This is a genomic window from Pseudomonas sp. S2_F03, from assembly GCF_054668335.1.
This window is the reverse complement of the sequence record NZ_CP162759.1, coordinates 5,019,763-5,038,458: the sequence shown is the minus strand read 5'-3', so window position 1 is coordinate 5,038,458 and position 18,696 is coordinate 5,019,763. Positions and strand designations below refer to the sequence as shown.

The following is an 18,696-nucleotide window of genomic DNA, read 5'->3' as shown; positions in this document are numbered from 1 at the left end:
CTTGCCTCGCTTTTAGTCTGCCTATAACTCCAGGCGAAGGGAGCGTCATTGCCTTGCGAGACGCCTTCACTTCGGCTGAACCGTGGATGGGGAACCATGAACACTTCTATCAGTACCGCCTACAACTACAAGGTGGTCCGCCAATTCGCCATTATGACGGTGGTGTGGGGCATCGTCGGCATGGGGCTCGGGGTTTTTCTCGCGGCCCAATTGGTCTGGCCCGAACTCAACTTCAATCTGCCGTGGACCAGTTTCGGCCGGTTGCGCCCGTTGCACACCAACGCGGTGATCTTCGCCTTCGGCGGTTGCGCCCTGTTCGCCAGTTCGTTTTATTCGGTGCAACGCACCTGCCAAACGCAGCTGTTCGCGCCGAAAATTGCCGCGTTCTGCTTCTGGGGCTGGCAACTGGTGATCCTGCTGGCGGCGATCAGCCTGCCGCTGGGTTACACCAGTTCCAAGGAATACGCCGAGCTGGAATGGCCGATCGACATCCTGATCACCATCGTCTGGGTCGCCTACGCCATCGTGTTCTTCGGCACGCTGGTCAAGCGCAAGACCAAGCACATCTATGTCGGTAACTGGTTCTTCGGTGGGTTCATCATCACCGTGGCCATTTTGCACCTCGTCAACAACATGGAATTGCCGGTCAGCTTCACCAAGTCCTACTCGGTGTACGCCGGTGCGACCGATGCCATGGTGCAGTGGTGGTACGGTCACAACGCCGTGGGCTTTTTCCTCACCGCCGGTTTCCTCGGGATGATGTACTACTTCGTTCCGAAGCAGGCCGAACGTCCGGTGTATTCCTATCGCCTCTCCATCGTGCACTTCTGGGCGCTGATCACCCTGTACATCTGGGCCGGCCCGCACCACTTGCACTACACCGCGCTGCCGGACTGGGCACAGTCGCTGGGCATGGTGATGTCCTTGATTCTGCTGGCACCAAGCTGGGGCGGGATGATCAACGGCATGATGACCCTGTCGGGCGCCTGGCATAAGTTGCGCAGCGACCCGATCCTGCGCTTCCTCGTGGTGTCGCTGGCGTTCTACGGCATGTCGACCTTCGAAGGCCCGATGATGGCCATCAAGACCGTCAACGCACTGTCTCACTACACCGACTGGACCATCGGCCACGTTCACGCTGGCGCTCTGGGCTGGGTGGCGATGATTTCCATCGGTGCGCTGTACCACATGATTCCGAAAGTCTTCGGCCGCGAGCAGATGCACAGCATCGGCCTGATCAACGCGCACTTCTGGCTCGCTACCATCGGCACCGTGCTGTACATCGCCTCGATGTGGGTCAACGGCATCGCTCAGGGCCTGATGTGGCGCGCCGTCAACGAAGACGGCACGCTGACCTACTCCTTCGTCGAAACGCTGGTGGCCAGTCACCCAGGCTTCATCGTGCGGCTGGTAGGCGGGGCGATCTTCCTCAGCGGCATGTTCCTGATGGCTTACAACACTTGGCGCACCGTGCGGGCCTCGCAGCCTGCCGACGTCGCCGCTGCCGCGCAGATGGCTTGAGGAGTCCGCCATGAAACACGAAACAATCGAAAAAAACGTCGGCCTGCTGCTGTTGCTGATGGTACTGGCAGTGAGCATCGGCGGCCTGACCCAGATCGTCCCGCTGTTCTTCCAGGACGTGACCAATAAACCAGTGGAAGGCATGAAGCCCTACACCGCCCTGCAACTGGAAGGTCGCGATATCTATATCCGTGAAGGCTGCGTCGGCTGCCACTCGCAGATGATCCGCCCGTTCCGCGCCGAGACCGAACGCTACGGCCACTACTCGGTCGCCGGGGAAAGCGTCTGGGATCACCCGTTCCTGTGGGGCTCGAAACGTACCGGTCCGGACCTGGCCCGGGTCGGCGGACGTTACTCGGAAGACTGGCACCGCGCGCACTTGTACAACCCGCGCAACGTGGTGCCGGAATCGAAAATGCCCGCCTACCCGTGGCTGGTGGCCAATCAACTCGACAGCAGCCACACCGAAACCAAGATCAAGGCAATGCGCACCCTTGGCGTGCCGTACACCGACGACGACATCACAGGCGCCGTCGCCTCACTCAAGGGCAAGACCGAAATGGATGCCCTGGTCGCCTATCTGCAAGTGCTCGGCACTGCCATCAAGAGCAAGAGGTGAGCCATGGTCATTGAAATGAGCACTGGAATGATCCGCGGCCTGGGCACGGTCGTGGTGTTTGTGGCTTTCGTCGGGCTGACGTTGTGGGTGTTCAACAGCAAGCGCAATCCGGAATTTGCCGAAGCACGCCTGCTGCCGTTCGCCGACGAACCGAAACCCGATGACGCCACCCAAGAACCTGAAACAAGGAGTACCCGGCCATGACCACCTTCTGGAGTACGTGGATCTGCGTGCTGACCATCGGCAGCCTGATCGGCCTGACCTGGCTGCTGATCGGCACCCGCAAGGGCGAAACCAAGGGCAGCGTCGACCAGACCATGGGCCACAGCTTCGACGGCATCGAGGAATACGACAACCCGCTGCCGCAGTGGTGGTTCATGCTGTTTGCCGGCACGTTGGTGTTTGCCGTGGGTTATCTGATCCTTTATCCGGGCCTGGGTAACTGGAAAGGCATCTTGCCGGGCTATGAAAACGGCTGGACCGGCGCGCATGAATGGGAAAAGGAGATGGCCAAGGCCGACGCGAAGTTCGGGCCGATCTTCGCCAAATTCGCCGCCATGCCCGTGGAAGAGGTGGCCAAGGACCCGCAAGCGCTGAAAATGGGCGGCCGCCTGTTTGCGTCCAACTGCTCGGTCTGCCACGGCTCGGATGCCAAGGGCGCGTTCGGCTTCCCGAACCTGGCCGACAGCGACTGGCGTTGGGGCGGCGCGGCGGACACCATCAAGACCACCATCATGGGCGGGCGCATGGCCGCAATGCCTGCCTGGGGTGAAATCCTCGGCGAGGCGGGTGTGAAGAATGTCGCCGCGTATGTGCGTCATGACCTGGCCGGCCTGCCGTTGCCTGCCGACAACGGCGCCGACCTGCAAGCCGGACAGAAACTGTTCAGCACCACCTGCACCGCGTGTCACGGGGCAAACGGCCAGGGTACGCAAGCCATGGGCGCGCCGAACCTGACGCACCCGACCGGTTTCATTTACGGTACGAGCCTGACGCAGCTTGAACAAACGATTCGTCATGGCCGCCAGGGCCATATGCCGGCGCAGAACGAATTGCTCGGCAACGACAAAGTGCAATTGCTGGCGGCTTACGTGTTCAGCCTGTCCCACGGGTTGAACACCGAGCGTTTGCAGGCTGAAGGCAAGAACGAATAAATCTGGACCGCTCTGCTGCCGCATTCTGCGCAATGCGGCAGTTCCCTGCCCCTTTGCGACTCATTGTCGCACCCTCCCCCTGCTCTTTCTTTCGGTTCGCCAGATTCGGGTCTAAGCTTGCTCCGTGCGGACTGGCATGAGCCGGTTCCGGGTCGTTTTTAGCCGATGTGTTCGACAATTCTGTCCGATGACAACCCGCAAAGGCTGGTAGATACCGGCTGTCGCGCCAATTGCCATCGGTCACTGGATCGTTGCGTTTCAACACACTCCGTTACATCTGACCTGGCCCCCTCATCATTTTCGTTCGCTGCGACATTTTGCCCACGGGCAATTTTGTCCTTACGCGGCGCATGGAAAGGCCGCAGAATCAGCTTTTGAAAGCATTGACCCAGGTCATGGCGCGTTGCAATGACCCCCTGCTTTCTCCATACTTGCGGCCGATTTTTACTCCTAATAAAACACCCAAACCGTGGAACCTTAGAATGAGCACAGCAATCAGTCCGACTGCTTATAACTATAAGGTAGTCCGCCAGTTCGCCATCATGACGGTGGTCTGGGGGATCCTTGGCATGGGGCTCGGTGTCTTCATCGCCTCACAGCTCGTATGGCCGGAATTGAACTTCGGTCTGCCGTGGACGACTTTTGGACGCCTACGCCCGTTGCACACCAACCTGGTGATTTTCGCCTTCGGTGGTTGTGCACTGTTTGCCACTTCTTATTACGTCGTGCAGCGAACCTGCCAAACGCGACTGATTTCCGACAGCCTCGCAGCCTTCCACTTCTGGGGTTGGCAAGCGGTGATCGTCGGTGCAGGCATCACCTTGCCGTTGGGTTACACCACCACCAAGGAATACGCTGAGCTGGAATGGCCTCTGGCAATTTTGCTGGCCATTGTCTGGATCGTTTACGCACTGGTGTTCTTCGGCACCATCGTCAAGCGCAAGACCAAGCACATCTATGTCGGTAACTGGTTCTACGGCGCGTTCATTGTCGTGACCGCGATGCTGCACATCGTCAACCACATGTCGCTGCCGGTCAGCCTGTTCAAGTCCTACTCGGCCTACTCGGGTGCGACTGACGCGATGATCCAGTGGTGGTACGGCCACAACGCCGTAGGTTTCTTCCTGACCACCGGCTTCCTGGGGATGATGTACTACTTCGTTCCGAAGCAGGCCGAGCGTCCGATCTACTCCTATCGCTTGTCCATCGTGCACTTCTGGGCGCTGATCACCCTGTACATCTGGGCCGGTCCGCACCACCTGCACTACACCGCTCTGCCGGACTGGGCACAATCGCTGGGCATGGCGATGTCGATCATCCTGCTGGCTCCGAGCTGGGGCGGCATGATCAACGGCATGATGACCCTGTCGGGCGCCTGGCATAAGCTGCGCACCGACCCGATCCTGCGTTTCCTGGTCGTGTCGCTGGCGTTCTACGGCATGTCGACCTTCGAAGGTCCGATGATGGCCATCAAGACCGTCAACTCGCTGTCTCACTACACTGACTGGACCATCGGCCACGTACACGCCGGTGCCTTGGGCTGGGTAGCGATGATCTCGATCGGCGCGATCTACCACATGATTCCGAAGCTGTTCGGTCGCGCGCAGATGCACAGCACTGGCCTGATCAACACGCACTTCTGGCTCGCGACCATCGGTACCGTTCTGTACATCGCGTCGATGTGGGTCAACGGCATTACCCAGGGTCTGATGTGGCGTGCAATCAACGATGACGGCACCCTCACCTACTCGTTCGTCGAAGCGCTGCAAGCCAGCCACCCTGGTTTCATCGTTCGCGCCTTGGGCGGTGCGTTCTTTGCCAGCGGCATGCTGTTCATGGCCTACAACGTATGGCGCACCGTACGTGCCTCGAACCCGGCTGAAGCTGCAGCCGCCGAACAGATTGCTGTAGTTGGAGCTCACTGATGAAGCATGAAGCAGTCGAGAAGAATATTGGCCTGCTGGCCTTCTTCATGGTTATTGCCGTCAGCATCGGCGGCCTGACCCAGATCGTTCCGCTGTTTTTCCAGGACGTCACCAACAAGCCGGTCGAAGGCATGAAGCCGCGTCCCGCCCTTGAACTGGAAGGCCGCGACATCTACATCGCCAACGGTTGTGTCGGCTGCCACTCGCAGATGATCCGCCCGTTCCGCGCTGAAACCGAACGTTACGGCCACTACTCGGTTGCCGGTGAAAGCGTCTGGGATCACCCGTTCCTGTGGGGTTCCAAGCGTACCGGTCCGGACCTGGCCCGTGTCGGCGGTCGTTACTCCGATGACTGGCAGCGTGCGCACTTGTACAACCCGCGCAACGTCGTGCCTGAGTCGAAAATGCCGGCGTACCCGTTCCTCGTGGAAAACAAGCTCGACGGCAAAGACACCGCCAAGAAAATGGAAGTCTTGCGCACGCTCGGCGTTCCTTACACCGACGAAGACATCGCCGGTGCCAAGGATGCTGTGAAGGGCAAAACCGAAATGGACGCGCTGGTGGCCTATCTGCAAGGCCTGGGCACCATCATCAAAAGCAAACGGTGATTTAGATGGATATCGGGATGATTCGTGGCCTGGGCACCGTTGTTGTGATGGTGGCCTTCATCGGTCTGGCGTTGTGGGTGTTCAGCCCCAAGCGCAAGTCGGAGTTTGAAGACGCGACCTTGCTGCCTTTCGCGGATGATCCCGAAGCCATCAAGCACGTCGAGCAAGCTTCTAGGAGTAACAAAGAATGACTACGTTCTGGAGTCTGTACGTCACAGTCCTCAGTCTCGGCACCATCTTCGCCCTGACCTGGCTGCTGCTGTCCACCCGCAAGGGTCAGCGCACCGAGCAGACGGATGAAACGGTTGGCCACTCCTTCGACGGGATCGAGGAGTACGACAACCCACTGCCAAAATGGTGGTTCATGCTGTTCGTGGGCACCATCATTTTTGCCCTGGGTTACCTGGTCCTGTACCCGGGCCTGGGCAACTGGAAAGGCTTGCTGCCGGGTTACAACTACCTGGATAACGAGAAGCAGACCGCGTTCGCCAACGGCCAGGCCGGCTGGACCGGCGTTCACGAATGGGAAAAGGAAATGGCCAAGTCGGACGCCAAGTTCGGCCCGATTTTCGCCAAATTCGCGTCCATGCCTATCGAAGAAGTCGCCAAAGACCCGCAAGCCTTGAAGATGGGTGGCCGCCTGTTCGCCTCCAACTGCTCGGTTTGCCACGGTTCCGACGCCAAAGGCGCTTATGGCTTCCCTAACCTGACCGACGCCGACTGGCGCTGGGGCGGCGAGCCGGAAACCATCAAGACCACCATCATGGGCGGCCGTCACGCGGTCATGCCGGCGTGGGCTGACGTGATCGGCGAGCAAGGCGTTTCCGACGTCGCGGCGTTTGTCCTGACCAACCTCGATGGCCGCAAACTGCCGGAAGGCACCAAGGCTGACCCGGTTGCCGGTCAAAAGCTGTTCGCTGCCAACTGCGTGGCCTGCCACGGTCCGGAAGGCAAAGGTACGCCAGCGATGGGCGCACCTAACCTGACTCACCCGGCCGCGTTCATCTACGGTTCGAGCTTCGCTCAATTGCAGCAGACCATCCGTTACGGCCGTCAGGGCCAGATGCCTGCGCAAGAGCAACTGCAAGGCAACGACAAGGTTCACTTGTTGGCTGCTTATGTCTACAGCCTCTCTCACGGTGAGAAGGCTCAGGCGGCAGACGCTCAGTAAGGCAAGCACTGAGGCAAAAAAGGCCCCGCCAGTGATCTGGCGGGGCCTTTTTCATGGGCGATTGGCCCAAATCGATTTAACCGGCACTGTCGCCACCAACTCGCGCTTTTGCCACTGATTATTTTCGACCAGATAGACGTGCAGCTGTTTGCGATCGCTGGAAAAACTGGCGATCAGATAGGTTTGCTGGGAAGCACTGCCGCTAAGGAAAGCGGGCACACTGCCCATGTTCAACGTAGTACCACCATCCCAATGAAGATGACCGGCGAATATGGCCGTCACTTTATATTTCTCGACCATATCCCGGAAACGTCTTTCCTGACTCCAGTTACCCTGCCAGTCAATGGGTTTATGCATATTGATGATGATCGCGTATCCCTGAGCCCGAGCGATATCCAAGTCCGTCTCAAGCCAATCCAGTGCATGAGTAATGTTAAACGTCGTAGGGTTCAAAAAATGGGAAATACGGGTCTCGTAAGTAGGTTCATTATTAAGCTGCACCAGATGCACCTCACCTATATTTTTCGAATAGGCGAGGCTACCCGAATACAGCCTATTCAAAATGCCGCCTGTAATTTTCAAATCAAACCTATCAACAACACCAGCATGATGCTCTTGAAATTCAACAATACTGCCCGCCGCACAGTTATTACTAAAGCAGTCATCAACATTGTTTTGATAGTCGTGATTACCCAACCCGTACAAGTACTCCTTGTTGAAATATTTATTTAGCATCGAATTGATGTACGAGCGCTGCCAACCATGACCGAACGCAGACATATCACCATTAATCATCAGCGGCACTTGCGTCTGGCCGCCCATTTTATTTCTGAAATCTGCAATACTCCCGAACTGAGCCTCTACCAGCCATTTGGCGCGCTTTTCAAAATCAGCGTCTGTCTCAAATTCATTATTATCCGTTTTATCAGTCCACGGATACTGTGGATCGGACGCGAAGACCATATGTTGAGGGGTGCCCTCAATTGAATGCGCTAAAGATACCAGTGACAGAGCCCACATACACACAAGTAACCTTACAACCTTTGTAATATTCATTGAAATTCCATTTTCCGCCAGTATTAGATAGGCGCGCAGCTATTTGACAACTGCACACCAAAACAACTTATTGCAGAAAAAACAAAACCGCAAACTTCAAACGACAAGCTTTTAAGTTAATATGTTTCAGACCCATTTATAACAACTAACAATCGCCAGCTTCAATCCAGACACACTCGCGCTCATGGCGCGACAATCGGCCAGTACTTTCCGGCCTTGAAGATTGAGGAGTACCGGCAAGTGATCGGCAGTAACTCCGGCATCGTGGACCTGACTTGATGTATCAACTGGTATTTTTTCCTAACTGCGCAAAAGCCGAGCCGATAAGCAGATCGCGGCACAACGCCACCCCATGGATTAACGGTGGTCACACGTAATGTCGCGCATTTTCAATCCAGCGGTGTGCGGTTGATTAACCCTGGGCAAAACCTGCACCCACCGTAAAACCGTCCATAATTCACATGTCAATTGATTCAAGTCATTACACCGTCAGTTGAATTCCACCAACGTGACCAAAGGTCGCACCCTTGAGCTAGAGCTTCAGGCGTATCATTGGGCCACTGCAACAGCCCTTTTTGACCGCGGTCGGCATGTACTGACCGGGGCATTTTTCCACTGCCGTGGGATGCAACGATGAGCAATCAGATTCCGGTACACGACGTTACTCCACCCAACAAGAACGCGAACAACAGCGTCGACCTCTACGCCTCTCGGGAAAAAATCTACACCCGCGCCTTCACCGGTTTGTTCCGCAACCTGCGAATGATGGGCGGCGCCTTTTTGTTTTTGTTGTATTTCGGCACGGTGTGGCTGAATTGGGGCGGCCATCAAGCCGTCTGGTGGAACCTGCCGGAGCGTAAATTCTTTATTTTTGGTGCAACCTTCTGGCCTCAGGATTTCATCCTGCTGTCCGGCATCTTGATCATCAGTGCCTTTGGCCTGTTCTTCATCACCGTCTACGCCGGCCGGGTCTGGTGCGGCTATACCTGCCCGCAAAGTGTCTGGACATGGATTTTCATGTGGTGCGAAAAGGTCACTGAAGGCGACCGCAACCAGCGCATCAAACTGGACAAGGCGCCCATGAGCGCCAACAAGCTCCTGCGCAAATTCAGCAAGCATTCGATGTGGCTGTTGATCGGGTTTGTCACCGGCCTGACCTTCGTCGGTTACTTCTCGCCCATCCGCGAACTGGTTTTCGACTTTTTCACCGGCGAAGCCGATGGCTGGTCGTACTTCTGGGTCGGCTTCTTCACCCTTGCCACTTACGGCAATGCCGGCTGGCTGCGCGAACAGGTGTGCATTTACATGTGCCCCTACGCTCGTTTCCAGAGCGTGATGTTCGACAAAGACACCCTGATCGTCTCCTACGATCCGCGTCGTGGTGAGTCCCGTGGGCCTCGCAAGAAAGGCATCGACTACAAGGCGCAAGGCCTTGGCGATTGCATCGATTGCACCATGTGCGTCCAGGTCTGCCCGACCGGCATCGACATCAGAGACGGCCTGCAAATCGAGTGCATCGGGTGCGCGGCCTGTATCGACGCCTGCGACGCGATTATGGACAAAATGGACTACCCGCGCGGCCTGATCAGCTACACCACCGAGCACAACCTGTCCGGGCAAAAAACCCATAAACTGCGTCCGCGCCTGATCGGCTATGCCGTGGTGCTGCTGGCGATGATCTCGTTGTTGATCACCGCGTTCTTCATGCGTTCGCTGGTCGGTTTCGACGTCAGCAAAGACCGCGTGCTGTACCGCGAGAACGCCGAAGGCCGGATCGAAAACGTCTACAGCCTGAAAATCATGAACAAAGACCAGCGCGACCATACCTACGTGCTGGAAGCCACTGGTTTGCCGGACCTCAGGCTGCAAGGCAAGCGCGAGATCAAAGTCGCCGCCGGGGAAATTTTCAGCCAGCCGGTGGAACTGTCCAGCGCACCAGAACAACTGCCATCGAGCACCAACGAGGTGAAATTCATCCTCAAGGATGCCGATGACAACAGCGTTCATGTTGAAGCCAAGAGCCGATTCATCGGCCCACAAATTCGTTGAGAGAAGTGATCATGCCCGCAGCAACTGCCGCAAGTCCTTGGTACAAGCACCTTTGGCCGTGGATCATCATCGGGATTCTGGCCTGTTCGGTGACCCTGACCTTGTCCATGGTGACTATCGCGGTGAACAACCCGGACAACCTGGTGAACGACAACTACTACGAGGCTGGCAAAGGCATCAACCGCTCGCTTGACCGTGAACTGCTGGCCCAGACCCTGCAACTTCACGCCAGCGTTCATCTGGACGGCGTGACCGGCGAAGTCGACCTGCACTTGAGCGGCAACAGCCAACCGAAAACCCTGGAACTGAACCTGATCTCGCCGACGCAGCCGGAGAAGGATCGCAAGATCACGCTCGCGCGTAGCGAAACAGAGCAGGGCCGCTACATTGGCCAAGTGAACGACAAGGTCGATGGCCGTCGCTTTGTGGAACTGCTGGGGGTTGAGGGTGACAAGACCTGGCGCCTGTTCGAAGAAGAACAGGTCAGCCACGACAAAGACCTGCTGCTGGGCGATGAGCCGCTGCAAGGCGCGGAAGACCTGAAGAAGTAAGACCCTGCGCTTCGCGCATCGCGGGCAAGCCCGCTCCCACAGTGGATCGCGGTCTCCTGTGGGAGCGAGCTTGCTCCGGGCGGCGTTCCGACGATGAAGCCCTCCCGAACGATATAGACTCCACTTCATGACCAGTCCAACCCCCTGCTACCACTGCGCCCTGCCCGTCCCGGCCGGCAGCCGCTTTACCGCTGCGGTCCTGGGTGAAACCCGTGAGTTCTGCTGCCCGGGTTGCCAGGCCGTGGCCGAGGCCATTGTGGCCGGTGGGCTGGAAAGCTATTACCAGCATCGCAGCGAGTCATCGGCCAACCCCGAAGCCTTGCCGGTGCAGTTGGTGGATGAACTGGCGCTGTACGACCGCGCCGACGTGCAAGCGCCGTTCGTGCGCCACGACGGCGAACTCGCCGAGACCACGTTGTTGATGGAAGGCATCAGTTGCGCCGCGTGCGGATGGTTGATCGAGAAACACCTGCGCAGCTTGCCGGCCGTGGCCGAAGCACGCTTGAACCTGTCCAACCATCGCTTGCACGTACGCTGGGCTGACGCACAATTACCGTTGAGCCAGATGCTCAGCGAATTGCGCCACATCGGTTATGCCGCCCATCCGTATCAAGCCGACCGCGCCAGCGAACAATTGGCCAGTGAAAATCGCCTGGCCTTGCGTCAGCTCGGTGTCGCGGGGCTGCTGTGGTTCCAGGCAATGATGGCAACCATGGCCACCTGGCCGGAATTCAACATCGACCTAAGTCCCGAACTGCACACCATCCTGCGCTGGGTCGCGCTATTTCTGACCACGCCCATCGTGTTTTACAGCTGCGCGCCGTTTTTCAAAGGCGCCATGCGCGACCTGCGCACCCGCCACCTGACCATGGACGTTTCGGTGTCATTGGCGATTGGCAGCGCCTACCTCGCCGGAATCTGGACCTCGATCACCGGCGTCGGCGAGCTGTATTTCGATGCCGTGGGAATGTTTGCACTGTTCCTGCTCGCCGGCCGCTATCTGGAGCGCCGAGCCAGAGAGCGCACCGCCGCCGCCACCGCACAACTGGTCAATCTGCTGCCCGCTTCCTGCCTGCGCCTGGGCGCGGATGGCCAGAGCGAGCGTATCCTGCTCAGCGAATTGCGCGTGGGCGATCAGGTGCTGGTGCACCCTGGCGCGATTCTGCCGGCTGACGGCAAGATCCTCGACGGCCATTCGAGCATCGATGAATCGCTGCTGACCGGCGAATACCTGCCGCAACCGCGCACGCCGGGCGATGCAGTGACCGCCGGCACACTGAACGTTGAAGGCGCGTTGACGGTGAAAGTTTTGGCACTGGGCCACGACACGCGCCTCTCCGCCATTGTCCGTCTGCTGGACCGGGCGCAGGCCGAAAAACCGCGCTTGGCGGAAATCGCCGACCGCGCCGCCCAGTGGTTTTTGCTGCTGTCGCTGATTGCCGCCGCCGCCATTGGCCTGTTGTGGTGGGAGCTCGATTCATCCCGGGCCTTCTGGATTGTGCTGGCGATGCTCGTCGCCACCTGCCCCTGCGCCTTGTCGCTGGCAACCCCGACGGCACTGACCGCGGCCACCGGCACGTTGCACAAACTCGGCCTGCTGCTAACCCGCGGCCATGTTCTGGAAGGCCTGAACCAGATCGACACGGTGATCTTCGACAAGACCGGGACCCTGACTGAAGGGCGCCTCGCTTTACGTTCAATCCGCCCGCTGGGCGTGCTCGACAGCGACCAGTGCCTGAGCCTCGCCGCTGCACTGGAAAACCGCTCCGAACACCCGATCGCCCGTGCGTTCGGCCGTGCGCCACTGGCCGCCGAAGAAGTCCACAGTACGCCGGGGCTGGGTCTTGAAGGCATGGTCGGCGTACAACGATTGCGCATTGGCCAACCAGGTTTTGTCTGCGAACTCAGTGGTGCAGCCGTGCCATCGATGCCCGATGAAGCGGGTCAATGGCTGCTGCTCGGCGACAGTCAGGGCCCCCTGGCATGGTTTGTCCTCGACGACCGTCTGCGCGCCGATGCCCCAGCGTTGCTGCAAGCCTGCAAGGCGCGTGGCTGGCGCACCTTGTTGCTGTCCGGCGACAGCTCGCCGATGGTCGCCAGCGTCGCCGCCGAACTGGGCATCGACGAGGCCCGAGGCGGTTTGCGTCCGGACGATAAATTGCAGGTCTTGCAACAATTGCACAAGGAAGGCCGCAAGGTGTTGATGCTCGGTGACGGGGTCAACGACGTGCCGGTACTGGCCGCTGCCGACATCAGCGTGGCGATGGGCTCGGCCACCGATCTGGCGAAAACCAGCGCCGATGCCGTGTTGTTGTCCAACCGCCTCGACGCGCTGGTGCAAGCCTTCAGCCTGGCCCGGCGGACACGTCGGGTGATCATCGAGAATCTGTTGTGGGCCGGGTTGTACAATGGCCTCATGTTGCCGTTCGCCGCCCTTGGCTGGATTACTCCGGTTTGGGCCGCCGTCGGCATGTCGATCAGTTCGCTGACCGTGGTGCTGAACGCCCTGCGCCTGACTCGCCTGCCGAGTGCGCCTGCTGCCCACACCACGCCAGAAACCCGCCCGCTGCCGGCCTGAGCCGCGCGGGCATGGAGTCCACCCATGCCAGCTCTTTACGTGATGATCCCGGCCGCGCTACTGATCGTGGCCATCGCCGTGTACATCTTCTTCTGGGCAGTCGACAGCGGTCAGTACGACGACCTCGACGGACCAGCCCACAGCATTCTGTTTGACGACCAGGATCCGGCACACAAGGCGGCGGTCGACGAAGCCAGCGGCCATCCGGCCAAACCCGACGACAAGGCGCCGCCTCATGCTTGAATTGGCGCCCCTGCTGGTGTCTGCGGTGATTCTCGGCGTGCTCGGGGGCGGCCATTGCCTGGGGATGTGCGGCGGCTTGATGGGCGCGCTCACCCTGGCGATTCCCAAGGAGCAACGTAGCCGGCGCTTTCGACTGCTGCTGGCCTACAACCTGGGACGAATTCTCAGCTATGCAACGGCCGGGTTGCTGATCGGCCTGGCAGGCTGGGCCGTGGCCAACAGTCCGGCGGCGATGTTTATGCGGGTGATTGCCGGCTTGCTGCTGATTGCCATGGGCTTGTACCTGGCGGGTTGGTGGAGCGGCCTGACCCGCATCGAAAGCCTGGGTCGCGGCCTGTGGCGGCATATCCAGCCGATTGCCAACAAATTGTTGCCGGTGTCGAGCCTGCCCCGCGCCTTGCTGCTGGGCGCGCTCTGGGGCTGGCTGCCGTGCGGGTTGGTTTACAGCACATTGCTGTGGTCGGCGAGCCAGGGCAATGCGCTGGACAGTGCGTTGTTGATGCTCGCGTTCGGCCTGGGCACCTGGCCGGTGCTGCTGGCCACGGGCCTGGCGGCTGAGCGGGTGACGGCGCTGTTACGCAAACGCAGCGTGCGCATGGCTGGCGGGTTACTGGTGATCCTGTTCGGCATCTGGACCTTGCCGGGGCCACATCAACATTGGCTCATGGGCCACTAGTTCGCAGTCCTGTAGCAGCTACCGAGCCCGCGAGGCTGCGTTCGGCGGCGAAGCCGTCGCAAACCCTGAGCCCCAGATCCTCCTGAAAGACCGCGCTGCCTGATTTCACGACGGCTTCGCCGCCGAACGCAGCCTCGCGGGCTCGGCAGCTGCTACAAGCCCATGCTCACCGTTGATGCAAATCAAGATGCCCCATCGCCGCACCCCCTAGACTCGCTGCCACTGCCAGCCTATCCGGGGGAATGCCCGCATGATGCTCGACGCCATTCGTTGGGACACCGATTTGATCCGCCGCTATGACCTGGCGGGACCGCGCTACACTTCCTATCCGACCGCTGTGCAATTCAATGGTCAGGTCGGCACGTTCGACCTGCTCCATGCGCTGCGCGACAGCCGCAAAACCCTGCGTCCACTGTCGCTGTACGTGCACGTGCCGTTCTGCGCGAACATTTGCTACTACTGCGCCTGCAACAAAGTCATCACCAAGGACCGCGGCCGAGCCCGACTCTACCTGCAGCGCCTTGAGCAGGAAATCCAGCTGATCGCCTGCCACCTCGACCCGACACAGAAAGTCGAACAACTGCACTTTGGCGGTGGCACCCCGACCTTTCTCAGCCACGATGAACTGCGCCAACTGATGGCGCAGTTGCGTAAAAGCTTCAACTTGCTGGACGACGATTCCGGCGACTATGGCATCGAGATCGACCCTCGCGAAGCCGACTGGTCGACTATGGGCCTGCTTCGCGAGCTGGGTTTCAACCGGGTCAGCATTGGCCTGCAAGACCTCGACCCGGCCGTGCAACGGGCCGTCAATCGCCTGCAAAGCCTGGAAGAAACCCGCGCGGTGATCGACGCAGCCCGGACTCTGCAATTTCGTTCGATCAACATCGATCTCATCTACGGCCTGCCAAGACAGACACCGGAAAACTTTGCTCGCACGGTCGATGAGGTTATCAATCTGCAACCGGATCGGCTCTCGGTGTTCAACTACGCACACCTGCCGGAACGCTTCATGGCGCAACGGCGCATCGACATTGACGAATTGCCGACACCGGCACAGAAACTGGAAACGCTGCAGCGCACCATCGAACAACTGACCGCGGCCGGTTACCGCTACATCGGCATGGACCATTTCGCCCTGCCCGACGACGAACTGGCGATTGCCCAGGAAGAATCGACTTTGCAGCGCAACTTTCAGGGCTATACCACCCACGGTCATTGCGATTTGATCGGCCTTGGGGTATCAGCCATCAGCCAGATCGGTGATCTGTACTGCCAGAACACCAGCGACCTGGCGCAATACCAGAACACCCTGGCCACGGCTCAATTGGCCACTAGCCGCGGCCTGGTGTGTAACGCCGATGACCGGTTGCGGCGGGCGGTGATACAGCAGCTGATCTGTAATCTCAGCCTGGAGTTCGTCGACATCGAACACGACTTCAACATCGACTTTCGCGGCTACTTCGGCCAATTGTGGCCGCAACTGCAGATCATGGCCGATGATGGCTTGATCACGCTCGACAACGAACGAATCAGCGTGTTGCCGGCCGGTCGCTTGTTGGTCCGCTCGGTGTGCATGGTGTTTGATGCGTATCTGCAACACCTCAGCCACCAGCGGTTTTCCCGGGTGATTTGACTTCTTTGCCAGGGAGGCAGCGTTCAGCATTGACTCAAGGCCAGGTTGAGATGCGACAAAGTGGCACACTCTGGCCTGAATGCCCTTCCGTGGGTTACCCTTACGTCTTATGTGTGTTTTCCCACAAGGATTGAAGAAATGTCTGAGCCAGTCAAATTGCGCGCTCATAACCAGGTCCATTGCAAGGACTGCAGTCTTGCCCCCCTGTGTTTGCCGCTTTCGCTGAATCTGGACGACATGGATGCGCTGGACGAAATCGTCAAACGTGGCCGCCCGCTGAAGAAAGGCGAGTTCCTGTTTCGCCAGGGCGACGCCTTCGATTGCGTCTACGCGGTACGTTCCGGCGCCCTCAAGACCTTCAGCCTGAGCGACGGCGGTGAAGAGCAGCTCACCGGTTTCCACCTGCCGAGTGAACTGGTCGGCCTGTCCGGCATGGATACCGAAACGCACCCTGTTTCCGCGCAAGCGCTGGAAACCACCTCGGTCTGCGAAATTCCTTTCGAGCGCCTCGACGAACTGGCACTGCAACTGCCGCAATTGCGCCGCCAGTTGATGCGCGTCATGAGCCGCGAGATTCGCGACGATCAACAAATGATGCTGCTGCTGTCGAAAAAAACCGCCGATGAGCGCATTGCCACTTTCCTGGTCAACCTGTCGGCACGTTTTCGCGCCCGCGGCTTTTCGGCCAACCAGTTCCGTTTGAGCATGTCACGCAACGAAATCGGCAATTACCTTGGGCTGGCGGTCGAAACCGTGTCCCGGGTCTTTACCCGCTTCCAGCAGAACGAATTGATCGCCGCCGAAGGCAAGGAAATCCGTATTCTCGACCCGATCCAGCTCTGCGCGTTGGCCGGCGGCACCGTCGAAGGTTGATTGTAACCATTGCGGCTGAGCGAAACGGTTCAGCCGCCGTTATACTGCGACGTTTGCAGCCTGCCAGGACACCTCGATGATGGTCTTCGACTCCTTCGACATCAAATCCCTGATCCGCCCCGTGATCGACTTCCCCAAGCCGGGCGTGATCTTTCGTGACATCACCCCGTTGTTCCAGTCGCCGACGGCCCTGCGCCTGGTGATGGACAGTTTTGCTCATCGCTACGTCGAGGCCGATTTCACCCACATCGGTGCGATGGACGCGCGTGGATTCCTGATCGGCTCGGTGCTGGCGTATCAGTTGAACAAGCCACTGGTACTGTTCCGCAAGCAAGGCAAGCTGCCGGCCGATGTGCTGGCCGAAGGTTATGCGACCGAATACGGCGAAGCGTTCCTCGAAGTCCATGCCGACAGTCTGTGCGAGGGCGATTCGGTGGTGATGTTCGATGACCTGATCGCCACCGGTGGCACGTTGATTGCGGCAGCAAACCTGATTCGGCGCATGGGTGCGCGGGTGCATGAAGCGGCAGCGATCATTGATTTGCCGGAGCTTGGCGGATCGCAGCGACTGGAAGACATGGGCATTCCTACGTTCTGCCTGACGCAGTTTGCGTTGAGCGATAAGTAAACGGTGCCTGTACCGACGCCATCGCGAGCAAGCTCGGCTCCCACAGTGATCTATGTCGTATACACGATTTGTGTCCGGCGACATTCTCCTGTGGGAGCCGAGCTTGCTCGCGATGACGCCAGCCACTACACCGCCGATTAAAGCCCCATCTGCTTACTGATGATCTCGTTCATCACTTCCCGCGTCCCGCCACCAATCGACAGAATCCGGTTATCGCGGTACAGCCGTTCCACCAGGCTTTCACGCATATAGCCCAAACCACCCAGGATCTGCACCGCATCGTTGACGATCCGGTCAGCCGTGTCGGTGGCAAAATTCTTGGCCATTGAAATTTCCTTGATCACACTCTGCCCCGCCGCCATTTTCGCCGCCTGGCGATAGGTAAATTCCCGGGACACTTCCAGCGCTGTCGCCATCTCGGCGAGGCGGTGTTTGATGACCTGGAACTTGCCGACAGGCCTACCGAAGGCTTCGCGCTGGCGGGCCCACTTCAGGCTCTCCTCCAGCGCAAGCTGCGCGGTCATGTTGGCCATCAACGCCAGCGCCAGTCGCTCACTTTGAAAGTTACCCATGATGCAGGCGAATCCCATGTTTTCGACGCCGATCAGATTACCCACGGGCACACGACAATCGTCAAAGAACAATTCGGCGGTGTCCGACGCCCACCAGCCCATTTTCTTCAATTGACGACCGACAGAGAAACCGGGCGTGCCCTTCTCGATCAGCAACAGGCTGATACCGCCAAAACCCGGCTCGCCGGTGCGCACCGCGACGGTGTAGAAATCGGCGCGAATGCCGCTGGTGATAAAGGTCTTGCTGCCGCTGACCCGGTAAAACTCGCCGTCACGCACGGCGCGGGTTTGCAGGTTGGCGACGTCGGAACCGCCGCTGGGCTCGGTGACGGCCAGGGCACTGATCTTCTCGCCGGCCAGCACTTGCGGCACCACGCGATCACGGACTTCAGGCCTGGCCCACTTGAGGATCGGTGGCAAGCCGATGTCCAGCGAACCGAGACCGGCTACAAGCCCGCCGGAGCCACAGCGCATCAGTTCTTCGCTGGCCGCGACCTTGGCAAACAGATCACCTTCATGACTGCCGCCGAGTGCCTCGGGGTAGCCAATGCCCAGAATCCCGGCAGCACCGGCCTTGAGGTAGAGCTCACGGGGAAAGCTTTCAGCTTCCTCCCACAGATCAATGTCCGGGAGAATCTCACGCTCGACGAAACGTCTGACGCTGTCTCGGACCAATTGGTGGCAGGGATCGAAGTATTCCTGAAAGGCAGGCATCGGCGAACTCCACTGAAGGTTCAGCGAAGTTAACCGAGCGCTTGCTTGGTTTTCAACAGGAATGTGTGGAACAGGGTGACCGAGGTAAGCCTTTCGCGAGCAGGCTCACTCCTACAGGGGCT

The 18,696-nt window shown here is 59.1% G+C and carries 18 protein-coding genes; 16 read left to right on the top strand and 2 right to left on the bottom strand.

The annotated features are described in order from the left end of the window. The first annotated feature begins 96 nt into the window (after positions 1 to 96). The 8 genes from ccoN (AB4N76_RS23530) (at position 97) to ccoP (AB4N76_RS23495) (ending at position 6,998) form a co-directional block, all read left to right on the top strand. Entirely contained in the window at positions 97 to 1,521 is a 1,425-nt protein-coding gene (gene ccoN, locus AB4N76_RS23530) for a cytochrome-c oxidase, cbb3-type subunit I (RefSeq protein WP_046027009.1), read from the top strand. A gap of 10 nt (positions 1,522 to 1,531) precedes the next feature. Continuing rightward, positions 1,532 to 2,140, top strand: coding sequence for a cytochrome-c oxidase, cbb3-type subunit II (ccoO, locus tag AB4N76_RS23525; protein ID WP_046027010.1), 609 nt, complete (start codon positions 1,532 to 1,534; stop codon positions 2,138 to 2,140). A gap of 3 nt (positions 2,141 to 2,143) precedes the next feature. Further along, complete coding sequence (locus AB4N76_RS23520) at positions 2,144 to 2,344, top strand: cbb3-type cytochrome oxidase subunit 3 (RefSeq protein WP_046027011.1); 201 nt, start codon at positions 2,144 to 2,146, stop codon at positions 2,342 to 2,344. Next, positions 2,341 to 3,294, top strand: a complete 954-nt coding sequence (gene ccoP, locus AB4N76_RS23515) for a cytochrome-c oxidase, cbb3-type subunit III (protein ID WP_109785949.1) — start codon at positions 2,341 to 2,343, stop codon at positions 3,292 to 3,294. The genes AB4N76_RS23520 and ccoP (AB4N76_RS23515) overlap by 4 nt, the downstream gene beginning before the upstream one ends. A 482-nt stretch (positions 3,295 to 3,776) precedes the next feature. Continuing rightward, complete coding sequence (ccoN, locus tag AB4N76_RS23510; RefSeq protein WP_046027013.1) at positions 3,777 to 5,219, top strand: cytochrome-c oxidase, cbb3-type subunit I; 1,443 nt, start codon at positions 3,777 to 3,779, stop codon at positions 5,217 to 5,219. Next, complete coding sequence (ccoO, locus tag AB4N76_RS23505; RefSeq protein ID WP_027921709.1) at positions 5,219 to 5,827, top strand: cytochrome-c oxidase, cbb3-type subunit II; 609 nt, start codon at positions 5,219 to 5,221, stop codon at positions 5,825 to 5,827. Before ccoN (AB4N76_RS23510) ends, ccoO (AB4N76_RS23505) begins: the two co-directional genes overlap by 1 nt. Positions 5,828 to 5,832: 5 nt before the next feature. Then, positions 5,833 to 6,018: a CcoQ/FixQ family Cbb3-type cytochrome c oxidase assembly chaperone gene (locus AB4N76_RS23500; protein ID WP_003175465.1), complete on the top strand. Its 186-nt coding sequence runs from the start codon at positions 5,833 to 5,835 to the stop codon at positions 6,016 to 6,018. Next, a complete protein-coding gene (gene ccoP / locus AB4N76_RS23495; RefSeq protein WP_460163580.1) occupies positions 6,015 to 6,998 on the top strand; it encodes a cytochrome-c oxidase, cbb3-type subunit III in 984 nt (327 codons plus the stop codon). Before AB4N76_RS23500 ends, ccoP (AB4N76_RS23495) begins: the two co-directional genes overlap by 4 nt. A gap of 51 nt (positions 6,999 to 7,049) precedes the next feature. On the opposite strand, the gene AB4N76_RS23490 is transcribed toward ccoP (AB4N76_RS23495), so the two are convergent. After that, positions 7,050 to 8,054, bottom strand: a complete 1,005-nt coding sequence (locus AB4N76_RS23490) for a metallophosphoesterase family protein (protein WP_460163579.1) — start codon at positions 8,052 to 8,054, stop codon at positions 7,050 to 7,052. Between the two features lie 633 nt (positions 8,055 to 8,687). On the opposite strand from AB4N76_RS23490, the gene ccoG reads away from it, so the two are divergent. The 8 genes from ccoG (at position 8,688) to AB4N76_RS23450 (ending at position 17,288) form a co-directional block, all read left to right on the top strand. Beyond that, on the top strand, positions 8,688 to 10,103 hold the full coding sequence (ccoG, locus tag AB4N76_RS23485; protein WP_109785951.1) for a cytochrome c oxidase accessory protein CcoG: 1,416 nt from the start codon (positions 8,688 to 8,690) through the stop codon (positions 10,101 to 10,103). A gap of 11 nt (positions 10,104 to 10,114) precedes the next feature. Beyond that, the gene (locus AB4N76_RS23480; protein WP_460163578.1) at positions 10,115 to 10,654 is read left to right on the top strand and encodes a FixH family protein; all 540 of its coding nucleotides are present in this window, start codon (positions 10,115 to 10,117) and stop codon (positions 10,652 to 10,654) included. A gap of 127 nt (positions 10,655 to 10,781) precedes the next feature. After that, positions 10,782 to 13,232, top strand: a complete 2,451-nt coding sequence (locus tag AB4N76_RS23475) for a heavy metal translocating P-type ATPase (protein ID WP_109785952.1) — start codon at positions 10,782 to 10,784, stop codon at positions 13,230 to 13,232. A 24-nt stretch (positions 13,233 to 13,256) separates the two neighbouring features. After that, positions 13,257 to 13,475 carry a cbb3-type cytochrome oxidase assembly protein CcoS gene (gene ccoS, locus AB4N76_RS23470; protein ID WP_027921715.1) on the top strand — a complete coding sequence of 73 codons (219 nt, stop codon included), beginning with the start codon at positions 13,257 to 13,259 and terminating at the stop codon, positions 13,473 to 13,475. After that, the gene (locus tag AB4N76_RS23465) at positions 13,468 to 14,151 is read left to right on the top strand and encodes a sulfite exporter TauE/SafE family protein (protein WP_460163577.1); all 684 of its coding nucleotides are present in this window, start codon (positions 13,468 to 13,470) and stop codon (positions 14,149 to 14,151) included. Before ccoS ends, AB4N76_RS23465 begins: the two co-directional genes overlap by 8 nt. Before the next feature lie 253 nt (positions 14,152 to 14,404). Next, positions 14,405 to 15,787 carry an oxygen-independent coproporphyrinogen III oxidase gene (gene hemN / locus AB4N76_RS23460; protein ID WP_460164633.1) on the top strand — a complete coding sequence of 461 codons (1,383 nt, stop codon included), beginning with the start codon at positions 14,405 to 14,407 and terminating at the stop codon, positions 15,785 to 15,787. 138 nt (positions 15,788 to 15,925) lie between these two features. Then, complete coding sequence (fnr, locus tag AB4N76_RS23455; protein ID WP_046027020.1) at positions 15,926 to 16,660, top strand: fumarate/nitrate reduction transcriptional regulator Fnr; 735 nt, start codon at positions 15,926 to 15,928, stop codon at positions 16,658 to 16,660. A 79-nt stretch (positions 16,661 to 16,739) separates the two neighbouring features. Continuing rightward, positions 16,740 to 17,288, top strand: a complete 549-nt coding sequence (locus AB4N76_RS23450; RefSeq protein WP_008057870.1) for an adenine phosphoribosyltransferase — start codon at positions 16,740 to 16,742, stop codon at positions 17,286 to 17,288. 137 nt (positions 17,289 to 17,425) lie between these two features. Here AB4N76_RS23450 and AB4N76_RS23445 read toward each other — a convergent pair whose 3' ends face one another. Then, positions 17,426 to 18,574, bottom strand: a complete 1,149-nt coding sequence (locus tag AB4N76_RS23445; protein ID WP_077430577.1) for an acyl-CoA dehydrogenase family protein — start codon at positions 18,572 to 18,574, stop codon at positions 17,426 to 17,428. Positions 18,575 to 18,696 lie beyond the last annotated feature (122 nt).